The organism is Phormidesmis sp. 146-33 (genome assembly GCF_052939515.1).
Map to the genome: position 1 here is coordinate 1 of NZ_JBJPHU010000159.1, position 12,908 is coordinate 12,908.

General features: G+C 49.3%; 13 protein-coding genes. 6 read left to right on the plus strand and 7 right to left on the minus strand.

Annotated features, from left to right (window positions below; all coding sequences use genetic code 11):
- Positions 1 to 133: 133 nt before the first annotated feature.
- Both ACJ2PR_RS32630 and ACJ2PR_RS32635 read right to left on the minus strand, forming a co-directional pair.
- Complete coding sequence (locus ACJ2PR_RS32630) at positions 134 to 1,141, minus strand: SDR family oxidoreductase (RefSeq protein ID WP_446880148.1); 1,008 nt, start codon at positions 1,139 to 1,141, stop codon at positions 134 to 136.
- Positions 1,142 to 1,176: 35 nt separating this feature from the next.
- On the minus strand, positions 1,177 to 1,713 hold the full coding sequence (locus ACJ2PR_RS32635) for a DUF6335 family protein (RefSeq protein WP_446880149.1): 537 nt from the start codon (positions 1,711 to 1,713) through the stop codon (positions 1,177 to 1,179).
- A gap of 205 nt (positions 1,714 to 1,918) precedes the next feature.
- On the opposite strand from ACJ2PR_RS32635, the gene ACJ2PR_RS32640 reads away from it, so the two are divergent.
- The 5 genes from ACJ2PR_RS32640 to ACJ2PR_RS32660 all read left to right on the plus strand — a co-directional run bounded on the left by ACJ2PR_RS32640 (position 1,919) and on the right by ACJ2PR_RS32660 (position 7,022).
- Entirely contained in the window at positions 1,919 to 3,022 is a 1,104-nt protein-coding gene (locus ACJ2PR_RS32640) for a DJ-1/PfpI/YhbO family deglycase/protease (protein WP_446880151.1), read from the plus strand.
- A gap of 104 nt (positions 3,023 to 3,126) precedes the next feature.
- Complete coding sequence (locus ACJ2PR_RS32645) at positions 3,127 to 3,828, plus strand: SRPBCC family protein (RefSeq protein WP_446880152.1); 702 nt, start codon at positions 3,127 to 3,129, stop codon at positions 3,826 to 3,828.
- Between the two features lie 260 nt (positions 3,829 to 4,088).
- Positions 4,089 to 5,258, plus strand: a complete 1,170-nt coding sequence (locus ACJ2PR_RS32650; protein WP_446858594.1) for a zinc-dependent alcohol dehydrogenase — start codon at positions 4,089 to 4,091, stop codon at positions 5,256 to 5,258.
- 19 nt (positions 5,259 to 5,277) lie between these two features.
- Positions 5,278 to 5,736 (plus strand): hypothetical protein, encoded by a 459-nt coding sequence (locus ACJ2PR_RS32655; RefSeq protein ID WP_446880154.1) that lies wholly within the window; start codon positions 5,278 to 5,280, stop codon positions 5,734 to 5,736.
- 113 nt (positions 5,737 to 5,849) lie between these two features.
- Positions 5,850 to 7,022: a zinc-dependent alcohol dehydrogenase gene (locus tag ACJ2PR_RS32660; protein ID WP_446858596.1), complete on the plus strand. Its 1,173-nt coding sequence runs from the start codon at positions 5,850 to 5,852 to the stop codon at positions 7,020 to 7,022.
- An 84-nt stretch (positions 7,023 to 7,106) separates the two neighbouring features.
- Here ACJ2PR_RS32660 and ACJ2PR_RS32665 read toward each other — a convergent pair whose 3' ends face one another.
- The 5 genes from ACJ2PR_RS32665 to ACJ2PR_RS32685 all read right to left on the minus strand — a co-directional run bounded on the left by ACJ2PR_RS32665 (position 7,107) and on the right by ACJ2PR_RS32685 (position 11,348).
- On the minus strand, positions 7,107 to 8,390 hold the full coding sequence (locus ACJ2PR_RS32665) for a TldD/PmbA family protein (protein WP_446880155.1): 1,284 nt from the start codon (positions 8,388 to 8,390) through the stop codon (positions 7,107 to 7,109).
- Positions 8,391 to 8,435: 45 nt separating this feature from the next.
- Positions 8,436 to 9,296, minus strand: coding sequence for a Tab2 family RNA-binding protein (locus ACJ2PR_RS32670; RefSeq protein WP_446880156.1), 861 nt, complete (start codon positions 9,294 to 9,296; stop codon positions 8,436 to 8,438).
- A 39-nt stretch (positions 9,297 to 9,335) separates the two neighbouring features.
- On the minus strand, positions 9,336 to 9,515 hold the full coding sequence (locus tag ACJ2PR_RS32675; protein WP_446880157.1) for a four helix bundle protein: 180 nt from the start codon (positions 9,513 to 9,515) through the stop codon (positions 9,336 to 9,338).
- A 58-nt stretch (positions 9,516 to 9,573) separates the two neighbouring features.
- On the minus strand, positions 9,574 to 10,467 hold the full coding sequence (locus ACJ2PR_RS32680) for a S1 RNA-binding domain-containing protein (RefSeq protein ID WP_446880158.1): 894 nt from the start codon (positions 10,465 to 10,467) through the stop codon (positions 9,574 to 9,576).
- Positions 10,468 to 10,589: 122 nt separating this feature from the next.
- Positions 10,590 to 11,348, minus strand: a complete 759-nt coding sequence (locus ACJ2PR_RS32685) for a dienelactone hydrolase family protein (protein ID WP_446880159.1) — start codon at positions 11,346 to 11,348, stop codon at positions 10,590 to 10,592.
- A 367-nt stretch (positions 11,349 to 11,715) separates the two neighbouring features.
- Here ACJ2PR_RS32685 and ACJ2PR_RS32690 point away from each other — a divergent pair, with 367 nt between their 5' ends.
- On the plus strand, positions 11,716 to 12,699 hold the full coding sequence (locus ACJ2PR_RS32690) for a GntR family transcriptional regulator (RefSeq protein ID WP_446858601.1): 984 nt from the start codon (positions 11,716 to 11,718) through the stop codon (positions 12,697 to 12,699).
- Positions 12,700 to 12,908 lie beyond the last annotated feature (209 nt).

Sequence of the window (12,908 nt, forward strand, 5' to 3'; positions counted from 1 at the left end):
GGGGGCTGCCTGGAGTGATCGCCACAGCGAGGGATTTCATCGAATTCACGTTAATCTGAAAATTGGTTACCAAAACGTAGGGACATTATGGCTAACATCCCTACATCCAGCGTTTAAGATAGCGTTGAAGAACCTATCTATTATTCATTCCGCCTAGCAATACAAAAACTCCTAACGCAGCCGCAGTGACGGCACCGATCGCTAAAGCCGGCCCCTTATCAATCATGTCGATCAGACTGGGAATTTCGAGTTTGCTAAAGTCGCCTTCTACTTTGTCGTATCCCTGAACTGGCTCGTACAGGTTGTTTGGGTCGTCTTCAGACTTGACATCGTTGGTCTTTTGTCCTTCAAAGGCGATCGCTAACAGCGCAGCGTCCACCAATCCCGGAGAAATGCGTTGGGCAACATCCAAAGCGCGACCCACATCACTCACAATGTAATCGCGAACGGGGTTTTCGGCGGCGTAGAGAATGGCATCTGTCACCAAACTCGCATCATAGTAAGGCGGAATTCCAGTCGGCTTGACCCCCAGTTTGGTCTTGCCTTTGTTGTAGAAAGGCGTGTTGATCACACCGGGCATAATGTTGGCGACGCTAATTGGAAAGCCTTCATGCTTAAGTTCGATTCGCAGGGCATCTAGAAAGCCGATCGTGCCGTGTTTTGAAGAAGAATAGGCACTTTGGTAAGGAAGCGATCGCCGCCCTTCCATCGACGTAATGTGAATCAATGCGCCTCGGCCTTCTCGCTTTAAGTGAGGCAATGCAGCCATCGCACCATAGGCTTGACCCAACAAATTTACCTCAATAACGCGCTTAAATTCTTCAGGAGTCACATTGTCAAAAGTTGCAAACACAGAGGTCGCCGCCAAATGAACCCAAGTGTCAATGCGTCCAAATTGTTCAACCGCCTTATCTGCAATTTCTTTAACCTGATTGAAATCAGCAACGTCAGCAGGAACGGCGATCGCTTCTCCACCCTTTTGATGAATCTCTTCAACCAGCGTCGCTAATCCTTCTTTACTGCGAGCGGCCACGACAACTTTTGCGCCTTTTTCAGCCATCTTTAGCGCCGTATCTCGACCAATGCCGCTAGACGCTCCGACAATGACCGCAACTTGTTGACTAATCGGTTTCAAACTCATTTCTAATTCCTTGTTTTTAGTATTTGATCGGTTTGCTATTCAGTATCCTCATCACCTTGCGAACTCATGATCTCGTCGAGTTCCATTTGGCGATCGCCATAGTCTTCTGAAGAGGTTGGTTCCAATTCCCAACGGCGATCGTCTCTTTGTTCCAAAATCTCATTGGTGCGGAGAAAAGCGCGATCGTCCATTTCCAAACCAACCGCTTTCCCTAGATCATCCACAATGTCCATATCAGGCGTGGAAACCGTTCCGCCCACAGATTCATCCCCGACTGCATTCGCTTGCTCATAGTCTGCATCAATGTCGCCGCCTGTGAGTTCGGGAGTTGCCTCATTGAATTCGCTGGCACGATCGCGCATGGTGCGGCCACCGATCGTATAACCAGGCATTTCCTGCACACCCGTTCCATACGACTCAGTATATTCTTGCGGCACGTCACCAAAATCTTGCTCGTCTTCGAGGGTTTCGTCGTCAATTTCATCCTCAACCGGAGCGCCAAAATTGTGGAGAGCCGACTCCAAATCGTCATTGTCAGTGGGACTTCTCCGAGCCTGTTCTGCATCTGCCATAATTTTTGCTCCTATTCGTCTAGATGAATGCAAGGTAACGAATCTTTGCGAATCTCAAAATCTTCAAATAGGAAGAGAACCAGCCGCCCAAAGTCCAAATCTACCGTGAGAGTGAGAACGGCTTATCCCCCTGGAATGAGGAGCGCGATCGCTCTGTTAACCTAGTCTTATTGGCTGGAGAGGTGACAACAGGAGACTTCCAGACATGGACACGAATGGTCAAGAAATGAGCAAAAAGCGCGTCGCCATTCTGATCGAGCAAGGGGTTGAGGATTCAGAATTTCAGCTTCCTTACAATGCGCTCAAAAAAGCGGGAGCCGAAGTTGTCGTACTGGGTTCTCGGATGAATGAAGCGTACAAAGGCAAGCAGGAAAAGGTGTCGATCGAAGCGGATGCTACCACTACTGAAGTGATCGCCGCTGACTTTGACGCGGTAATTATTCCCGGCGGCATGGCTCCTGACAAAATGCGAACCAACATGAAGACTGTTCGGTTTGTCAAGGATGCAATGGAAGCGGGCGTTTTGGTTGCTTCTGTGTGTCATGGGCCGCAGGTTTTGATCGAAGGCGATCTGCTCAAAGGGGTGAGAGCAACTGGATTTCGGGCCATCCGCAAAGATATGCAAAATGCGGGAGCCGAGTTTGTAGACGAACCGTTAGTGATTGATGACAACCTGATCACATCGCGTCGTCCCGGCGATTTGCCGATTTTCACCACCGCAATTTTGACTCATTTGGGACTTGCGCTGCCCGATACAACGCTGCCCGATGTGGGCGATGCCGACGCAGGCTGGTGGAAACTGGGTGAAGAGTGGGGCGGATCGAGCAAGAGCGAAATTGTGAACGCAATTAACACGGCGATCGCAGGTGAGCGTTACGGATTAGAAGTATTCGACAACTATGCCAAAAACGCCACCGACGAAGCCATGACCGAGTTGTTTCAAGACATTCGCGCCAACAAACAGCGTCACATTCAAATGCTAGAAGCTCGGTTAGAAGTATTGGGCGAAAAAACTTCTCTACAAGCTACAGCCAGCGCTGCTTTAGCGAGTTTAAAGAACTTCTTCCAAACCCGTCAAAGTGACAGTGAAGTGTTGCGTCGCGCCCTGGGTGACTTGCAAACAGGCGTAGTAGACACCTACAACCTGAGAAACAAAATCACCGATCCCGCGACTGTCGAACTCTTTGACCAAATGGAAGTCACCCTGTCAAAAGACGAACAGCGCATTGCCAATCTGTACAAAGATCGCTTGAATGCCAGCGTTCCTCAGCCTCCGATGCCGACTAGCAGACCTGCGGTTAGTGGCTAAGAAGTCATCGTTTTAAGTCTTGGGTTTTAAGGTGAAATTTTTCGCTTAAAACTCAAGACTCTCACAGTAAATAACTCACTAGAAAAATCACCAAAGAAATCATCATGGAAACAGAATCGTCAAAGACTAATCCAGCCGAAGAGCAGCAGACAGGCGTATCCGATAAAGAACGCTGGGCATCTATTATCGGTGGTAGTGCAATGGTGCTATCAGGATTGAGTCAGCGATCGCTTCGGGGAGTCCTAACTGCGATCGCAGGCGGAACGCTGGCTTACCACGGCGCGAAAGCAGATAAAAGCCTGACCGAAAAAGTTGGTGATGCCGTCGGTGCCAACAAATCGATCAAAGTTGAGAAGACCGTCACCATCAAAAAATCGGCAGAAGAACTCTACAACTACTGGCACGATTTTGAAAACCTGCCCAACTTTATGAAGCATGTCGAATCGGTGAAAGTGATCGATCTGTGTCGTTCTCACTGGGTTGCCAAAGCGCCGATGGGTCAAACCGTTGAGTGGGATGCTGACATCATCAACGATCAGCCAAACCAACTGATCGCTTGGGCCTCGATCGACGGCGCTGATATCGAGAATTCTGGTTTTGTGCGCTTTACCCCTGCACCGGGCGATCGGGGCACCGAAGTCAAAGTTGTGATGGAATACGACATTCCGGGCGGTATGGTCACGGCTGCACTGGCCAAACTTTTTGGCGAAGAACCCGAACAACAAATCGGTGACGAACTGCGCCGCTTTAAACAACTGATGGAAGCGGGAGAAATTGCTACGACAGAAGGGCAGCCGAGGGGGTAAATGAAGGGATGAGGGATGAGGGGTTGCCGCTGGCGGCACGCTTTGCGAGAGGGATGAAGTAAGAGATTTTTAGGAGAGACTTTATCCTTTGCTTCAAGGGCATGTTCTTGCGAAGTCAAAGTCCCCCAGAATGGGGGATTTAGGGGGCGAAAATCTGTACTAACAACACGTAAATTTGGTGCAAGTGCTAATTCCTTTTTCCCTCTCTTTGATTAGCAACATTAAATCCAATTTAAATCAATAGAGGAACTGGTCATTCAATGAAAGCGGTCTGTTGGCATGGTGCAAATGATGTGCGGGTCGAAACTGTTCCTGATCCGACGATCTTGAATCCGCGTGATGCAATTCTCAAGGTGACGGCGACGACGATTTGTGGGTCGGATCTTCATATCTATGATGGTTACATTCCCTCAATGCAGCCGGGTGACATTATCGGTCACGAATTTATTGGCGAAGTGGTCGAGATTGGCAGAGAGGTTAAGAAGTTGAAGAAGGGCGATCGGGTCGTCGTTTCCTCAATTATTGGCTGTGGACATTGCCATTACTGTAGTCGTCAGCAGTGGTCGTTGTGCGATAATTCCAATCCCAATGGGGCGCTACAAGAACCGCTTTTTGGATTTGGGACGGCGGCAATTTTTGGTTATTCTCACTTGTTTGGTGGCTTTGCAGGCTCTCAGGCAGAGTACATAAGAATTCCCTTTGCCGATCATGGGGCTGTTAAGATTCCCGACGGACTGACCGATGAGCAGGCGCTTCCGGTTTCCGATGCCTTTCCGACGGGCTATATGGGCGCAGAGCTTTGTGACATTCAGCCTGGAGATACGGTCGCCGTCTGGGGCTGTGGGCCCGTGGGACAGTTTGCGATTCGCAGTGCCTACATGCTGGGTGCAGAACGGGTCATCGCCATCGATCGCGTCCCCGAACGGCTGCAACTCGCGAAAGAAAAAAGCGGCGCTGAAGTGATTAACTACGAAGAAGTCGATGCAGGCGATGCGCTCAAGGAAATGACGGGCGGACGCGGGCCAGATGCTTGTCTCGATGCCGTTGGACTGGAAGCGCACGGGATGGGTCTAATGGGCTTCTACGATGAGGCAAAGCAAGCCGTCCGATTGGAGACCGATCGCCCTCACGTTTTGCGGCAAATGATGGTCGCCTGTCGCAAAGGCGGAACCGTGTCGGTGATGGGAGTCTACGGCGGATTTGTGGACAAGATGCCATTTGGAGCGGCCTTTAACAAAGGATTGACGCTGAAAATGGGACAAATGCACGGACAGCGATATATGCCAATGCTGCTCGATCGCGCCCTCAACGGTGAAATTGACCCTTCTTATGTCTTCACTCATCACATGCCGCTAACTCAGGCCAAAGAAGCCTACGAAATGTTTAAGCACAAGCAAGATAAGTGCATCAAAGTTGTCCTTCGACCTTAAACCATTTCTATTTGTAACCATGACTCAACTCATCCGAACGATTACAACTCTTCTCGCCAGCGCTGCGCTGTTTGTGGGCATTCTATTTAGCACGAATGGAGTGCAAGCTATAGCGGCTGTGACTCCCCAAGGAGCGAAGGAAATTATTGAGCAATCCAGCAGTGTCCAAGACGCGGGCGAAAAGCTCAAAGCGCTTGATTCTTCTGAGAAAGTTCGCAATCATCAAACACTTGACACGACAAAAGATGTCTATCGCGCAGACAACGAACAAACATTCGTGAACAATCGCCGTGACGAATCGATCCGCAACACGGGTAATAAGCTCAAAGACATCGCTGAAACGGTCAAAGAAAAGCTCAATTTAGACGAGCCAATTCCCAACAGTACCAAAGAGTTTATCAATGATGTCGAGAACGCTGTTGATAACACAGTCGGTAAAGTTTCAGGAGAAAAGCCTGGATACTATAAAGCAGATTAATCAACGCTGGATTGATTACTGAATAGATAAAAGTCGGTAGTGGGTGCTAACAATCTCCCATTGCCGCTTACCCATTACCAAAATCGCTACAAAATCGCTAGGAGAATCCATAAATGAAAGCAGTTTGCTGGCATGGCGCAACCGATGTTCGCGTAGACAACGTGCCCGATCCCAAAATTCTTAATCCCCGTGATGCCATTGTTAAAATCACTTCGACGGCCATTTGTGGCTCTGATCTGCACCTTTACGATGGGTATATCCCCAGTATGCAGTCGGGCGATATTATGGGTCACGAATTTATGGGAGAAATCGTTGAACTCGGTTCTGCTGTCAAGAATTTGAGCATTGGCGATCGTGTGGTCGTCCCGTTCACAATCTCGTGCGGAAGCTGTTATTTTTGTAACAAAACACTGTGGTCGCTGTGTGATAATTCCAATCCCAATGCATTCATGGCCGAGGCGCTGTATGGATACTCTGCGGCTGGATTGTTTGGGTATTCTCACATTTTTGGCGGGTATGCAGGCGGTCAAGCGGAATATGCTCGCGTCCCGTTTGCTGATACAGGCTTATTCAAGATTCCAGACGGCTTGACGGATGAGCAAGTGCTGTTTCTAACCGACATTTTTCCGACGGGCTATATGGCAGCCGAAAACTGCAACATCAAGCCCGGAGATAGTGTCGCCGTCTGGGGTTGTGGGCCAGTCGGACAGTTTGCGATCAAGAGTGCTTTCTTGCTGGGAGCCGAGCGAGTGTACGCTATCGATCGCGTCCCCGAACGCCTCAAAATGGCCAAAGAACAAGCAGGTGCCACCGAAGTCATCAACTACGAAGAAATGGACGCAGGCGAAGCGCTCAAGGAACTCACCGGAGGACGCGGCCCAGATGCCTGTATCGATGCGGTCGGCATGGAGGCACACGGAGCGGGGCCAGACTTTTTGTATGATCGCGTCAAGCAAGCCGTCCGACTGGAAACCGATCGCCCCACCGCCCTGCGCCAAGTGATCGTCTCCTGTAGTAAAGGCGGAACCGTTTCGCTGCCGGGAGTTTACGGGGGCTTTTTGGACAAGATTCCGATGGGTGCCGCCTTCAACAAGGGCTTGACCTTTAAAATGGGACAAACCCACGTTCACCGCTACCTGAAACCGTTGTTAGAACACATTCAGAACGGTGACATCGATCCGACTTTCATCATTACGCACACGATGTCGATCGACGAAGCGCCAAAAGGCTATGAGATCTTCAAACACAAAAAAGATAACTGCATCAAGATTGTGCTGAAGCCGTAAGAGATCGAAGCGATTACAGACTATACAATACAGGGGTGAATGGTAGAGAAATCAAAACTGTTCACCCTTGTGTGTATTTTTGGATTAGCTTCGTCCCGTGACGGACAATCCATCGACAATCACAGAAGGCGTAAAACAAGACCCATTCCAATCAGCGTCGCCACCCAATTCGATCAAATTCTTCAACGCTGTGTAGACGTTACCAGAAACCATCGTATCCTTGACTCTGCCGACGATCTGACCTTTTTGAATCCGGTAACCCAAGTCCACATTAATCGAGAATTCGCCAGAGATTCCAGATCCGCCGCCCAACATTTGATCTAGAATCAATCCGTCTTCTATTCCTGCCACCAATTCGGCAAACGATTTTGTTCCCTGACTGATCAATAGATTGAACAAACCTGGATTTGGATAGCTGCCCAAACCGGGACGAAACCCATTTCCTGTTGTGCCACTGCCCAAAAGATTTCCCGTTGTGCGATCGGCATAAAACAACTGCAAAACGCCCCGATCGAGAAACGTAATCGCACGAGTCGCCGTTCCTTCATCATCAAACGGACAGCTAAACGGGCCAGCATGGGGTTCTTGTTTAATCGTAATTGCCTCAGAGGTGACGAGTTCATTTAAGCGATCGCTCCACGGGGAAGCCCCTTCGATCACCTGTTTGCCATTCAACGCCGCCTGCACAGTGCCCCACAGCATATCCGCCGCCTTGGATGTGAAGAGAATGGGAACCCGACCGATCGGCGGTGCGACGTTTTCTTTGGCCCATTCCAATCGCTGCATCACTTGTTGAGCCACCAAAACAGGGTCAAGGCTGTCTCTCAAGGTTTGCCCATCGCTTACATTCAAAAAATCTTCATCCCGAATCCACTCGACTTCTAGATAGCCGCTCAGCGTATTGTCGGTATAGCCACAGTCCAGACCATTGGAATTGATCAAACGAGTGCTTTCTGCCTCACATTCCCAACCCCCCGCACACAGCACTTCGGGATACTGTTGGCGCACCAGTTCGATCGCTTGTTTGCCCCAATCTACCAACTGCTCAACCGGAACCACTTTGCCCAAATTGGGGTAGTGCATCTGAGACGCAGGAGCCAGTTCGATCGCTTCCGGTTCATTAAGCTGGCTGAGGGCGATCGCCCGATCCACTAAGTCCTGAGCTTCCACATCGCCATAGGCTACCACCAATCCAGGACGGCCGCCTTTCCAGAGCCGTAGAGCCGTCCCCTCAGACTCAGCGCTTTCGAGTTGTTTTAGCCGATTTGCCTCAAAGTAAACTGGACGAGACAGCGATCGTGACTGAAAAACTTCTGCTGATTCAGCGCCCGATCGCGCAGCCAACTCTAACAATTGTTCTAACAACATGTTCGATAGATTTGAGTTTTGCGAATATGGGGTCTGCTAATCACCCTACGCCAAATTGATCTCTTGTAATAACCAAAATCCAGCAAAGGCTTCTACATCAGGACTGGACTGAATCGCCAAAAAATGAACCTGCCGCGATCGCGCCTTCGACGCTTCAAACGCTTGAGCCTCCACCTTGGTTTTGGCATCAATGCTGGTGAGAATCCAGCGATCGCTAACGCCCGTTTCGAGCAGCAATCGGGTCGAAGATTCGCTGTCAAATTTAACCGCCGCCATCTCTAATCCAGACATCCAGGCCGCCATTGGCACTGCACGAGGTGAGTAGATGATCAACCCCGGAATCGGCGTGTCTGCCTCAAGTCCTGCTATCTTGACCGGAAAAGTTTCGCCAAAGTCGATCGACCATTCATTTAAGTCGTCAAAGGCACTGGCTTCGAGGGTAGCAAACGTCCATTTTTGACCAATCAGCGCATCGGGCAACGGTTGAGGAGGGGTCGTTGGAAATATGACAGAAGCGTTCTTTCCAGGCTGATAACCGGGATGTTGAGGATAAGTGTTTTCCATGCGATCGCGCAGCCATTGACTCAGAGCGATCGTGCGGCGACTCAGTTGAGAGGGAATTTCCAGATCCTTACAGGAAGTCGTGATCATGTTATTCATTGCCTGTCGAAAGAAGCGAATTTTGTCGGGCGGATTAGGCGCACGAGAAATGGCTTCCGCGATCGCCGTCTTCAACCAAACCGAATTTACCTGCGTACTCGGACAGTATTCCGAATAGCGAAACAGGGAGTCGATCGACATATCAATCCGAGTCGGACTTTCACAGATCAGAACCTCCCAAACTTTCTTCTTCTGATCATCCAGAATCGGACGAGAGTAATAATCGAGTTCCCAAATGGTAGTCATGGTTGATGAGGTGAGGGGTGAAGGGTGAAAAGAGAAGAATTACAGTGGGGGTCTGGTTTGTTTTTGAATCAAGGATTTGCGAAGACCGATTAGCATCTTGTCCATGTTTGAGAGGGCTTCATCAAGTCGGAGATAGTCTTGGTCTGATAGATATCCCAAACGGCGACAGATTTCTAGCTGAGTGTCCAACTCGCTAACAGAAGCGATGGCAATTCTCATAAACTAAATGAATTCTGCTGTCCATACCTTCTCCTCACCCCTCACTCCTCACCTCTTCCTACAGATTGCTGCGGGCCCGATCGCTTCTCGATTCTGCTTCTTCCATGACTTGCGCCATGTTTTCGGTCATTTCTCCAGGGAAGTTTTCGAGAACTTTGGTAGACAGCGAAACGCGACCTCTGCCTTCGTCAAGATCGACAATCATCGCTTTGATCACTTGCCCAACCTCTAATAGAGACGGCAGCGACGCAATGTAGTTTTTGCTGATTTGATTGATGTGCAGCAGACCTGTCGAACCGTCGAATTCGATAAACGCGCCAAACGGTTTGAGACTGGCCACTTTGCCTTCAATCAGTTGACCGACTTGAAGCTGGCTAAAGTTTGCTGCACGAGCCGCGAGACGATTGGAGAGAACCAGCTTGTTGCGGTCGCGATCTGCTTCTAAAAACGTCGCCGTCAAAGTCTGACCCTTGAGAGCATCCAGATTTTCTCGCTCAACCAGGTGCGATCGCGGAATAAACCCTCTCAATCCCTGCAAGTCAACCGTCACGCCGCCTTTATTCGTCCCAGTCACGCGCACCTGAACGCTCTGATTATTCGCCTGCATGTCTGCCAGACTATCCCAGACTTTCTTAATTTCTAGCTGGCGCAGCGAAAGGGTGACTTGTCCATTTTCATCTTGTTCACGGATGATGAGAAAGTCCCGATCTTCGTCAGTCGGCAAAACGGTCGAAACATCACTGATCTCGCGCACACTGGCTTCCTGGGCTGGTAGAAATGCCGGAGACTTGCCCCCAATGTCTATCAACGCGCCGCCGCTTTCATAGCTAAAAACTCTTCCTTGAACGATCTGCCCCTTGGCAAACTGGTAGTCGTGTTGCTCCAGCGCCTTTGCAAAATCGTCCATTGAGAAAGCTGCATCGTTCGATCGAGACTGAGTTGATTTGTTCATAACCACTGAAATGAAGCCCTCAGCGAGTGAGGTGAATTTGCTGATATTGCCAGTTTAATACGGTGAGGAGTGAGGAGTGAGGAGTGAGGAGTTGGAAGGGTTAAGTTTTGAGCATCCAGTTCTCAATTCTGAATTTTAGTTTCATCCCTCATCCCTCCAAAAAGTTCCTTGACGTGTTCCCAGGCATCGATCACTGCTTCTGAACTGTAATCCGATCGCTGATCACAAAAAAATCCATGCCCTGTCTCATACCGAAAACCCCGATGAGCGTCAGAACATTTCTGCAATTCCGTCTCAACCTGGTCAATTTGCTCTATCGGAATTAGCGGATCTTGAGTGCCATAGAAAGCGTAAAGCGTTCCCTGAATTTTGGAAGTGTGAGCGATCGTCGGCACCCCGCCACCCGGAGTCATCGTCGCAATGCCCGCCCCGTAAAAAGAAGCAGTAGCCTTGATTTCGGGCAGAGTTGCCGCTAAATAAGCGACGTGTCCCCCAAAGCAAAACCCGATCGCGCCAATGACATTCCCGTTTACTGAGGGCAATGTGCGAAGGTAAGCGATCGTCGCCTGAATATCACTCAACAGTTCAGTTGCTTGAGTTTGCTCTTTGTAAATTCGTCCCTGTTTCGTCTCAGATTCGCTGTAACCGATTTCAAAACCGGGAGCCGTGCGCTGGAAAATGGCAGGAGCGATCGCTACATAGCCTTCTCTGGCAAGTCGGTCAGTCACGTCCCGAATATGCGAATTTACGCCAAAAATTTCTTGAATAACGACGATCGCGCCATAGGTTCCTGATGCAGATGGCTCTGCTAAATAAGCATCAATTTGTAATGATTCGTTGGAAATCTTTGTATGAGTTGCCCGGATTTCTATCTGAGTCATAAAAGCAATGAATGGTATCGTTTGAGTTAGAAACTTCATCATCATACTGATTTACTTAACTGAAGTTTTAAGCGCCGTTGAAACTGATTTGAACTCACTCTTTTAATACACACTGAAGTGTTTTTACAGCAGTTTTTATCAAGAAGATTGAGTGAAATTACCAAGCAGGCTGCCCTCTGTAGGATTGCTTAGACCAGCCTAGAAGCTCAGAACAATTACTGACGATGAGAGGTAAATACAAATACAACGTAGAAAAAACACCAGACTACTTCAGAAATCAGGCATCTAAAATGGTAGGAATAGTAAGCAGATTCCAAAGGGAATCGTCACACTAAATTCATTCTTCGAGCAGTCTTGAGGCGCTGGCATGGTGCAATTTCATATTCAGCCTGATAGTGATATCCCGGCATCGACACAGCTATATAACCAAATATTGTTTGCGATCGCATCGCGACAATTTCCCCCTGGGCACCGTTTGCCAAGTACTCGTCAATTAGCCATGCAGACTGGGCTGCACCGAAACACGATTAGCAAGGTTTATCGTCAACTCGAAGAAGCAGGCGTTGTCGATGCTCAAGCGGGTTCTGGAATTTACGTTCGCGATCAGGGGCACGATGCAGGCACGATCGCAAAGTCTCCTCTGCTTGACCAATATCCGCAGGCACACAAACTGATCCAAAACAGCCTGGATGAGTTGCTCAAACAAGGGTGCTCTCTGGGGCAGGCGCGTGAGCTGTTTTTGGCAGAAATGGACTGGCGACTACGCTGTAGCGCTCAAGTGTTGGTGACGACCCCCAATCACGATTTGGCCAACGGGGAAGTCATTTTGCGAGAGTTAGAAAAAGCCCTCAACATTCCGATGCAGCTTGTGCCAATGGAAGAATTGAGTCAGGTGCTTGACCAGACGCGATCGAGTACGGTGGTCACCAGTCGATACTTCATCGCGCAGGCAGAAGGAATCGCCGCTCCTCGATCAGCCCGTGTGATCCCCGTAGACATCTACGATTTTGAAAAAGAACTGAAGCTGATCAAAGGGCTACCCAAAGGGACGTGTCTAGGAATTGTGAGCTTGAGTTCTGGGACAGTGGGCGTAGCTGAGGTGATCATTCACAGCTTGCGCGGCGACGACTTACTCGTAATGACGGCTCAATTGGGTGACAAGTACAAGTTAGATGCGATCGTTCGCAGTGCCCACACGATTATTAGCGATGAGGCAAGTTATCCGACGGTTCGTGCGACCATTTCAGCCTCCAGAGATGACATCATTCGTCCACCTCAGTTGATTCGCTGCGAAAATCTGGTAGCCAGCAAGTCGATTAATTTACTCAAGCGAGAGTTGGGATTGGAGTAAGCGATCGTTTCTAATCGTGAAGTGAGATTCAACATCCTCAATTTTCCAGAAAAGTCGGGGATTTTTGATTTGAGAAGTTCTACAGCGTGAGATTACTTAGAAAGACAGGATTCTCGATTCAAAGTCCATTACTGACGGGGGATAAGGGATTGCCCAGATTAACGTGAATTCGATAGAGTTTTTTCGCTTCGGTATTTAACGCTTCTGCC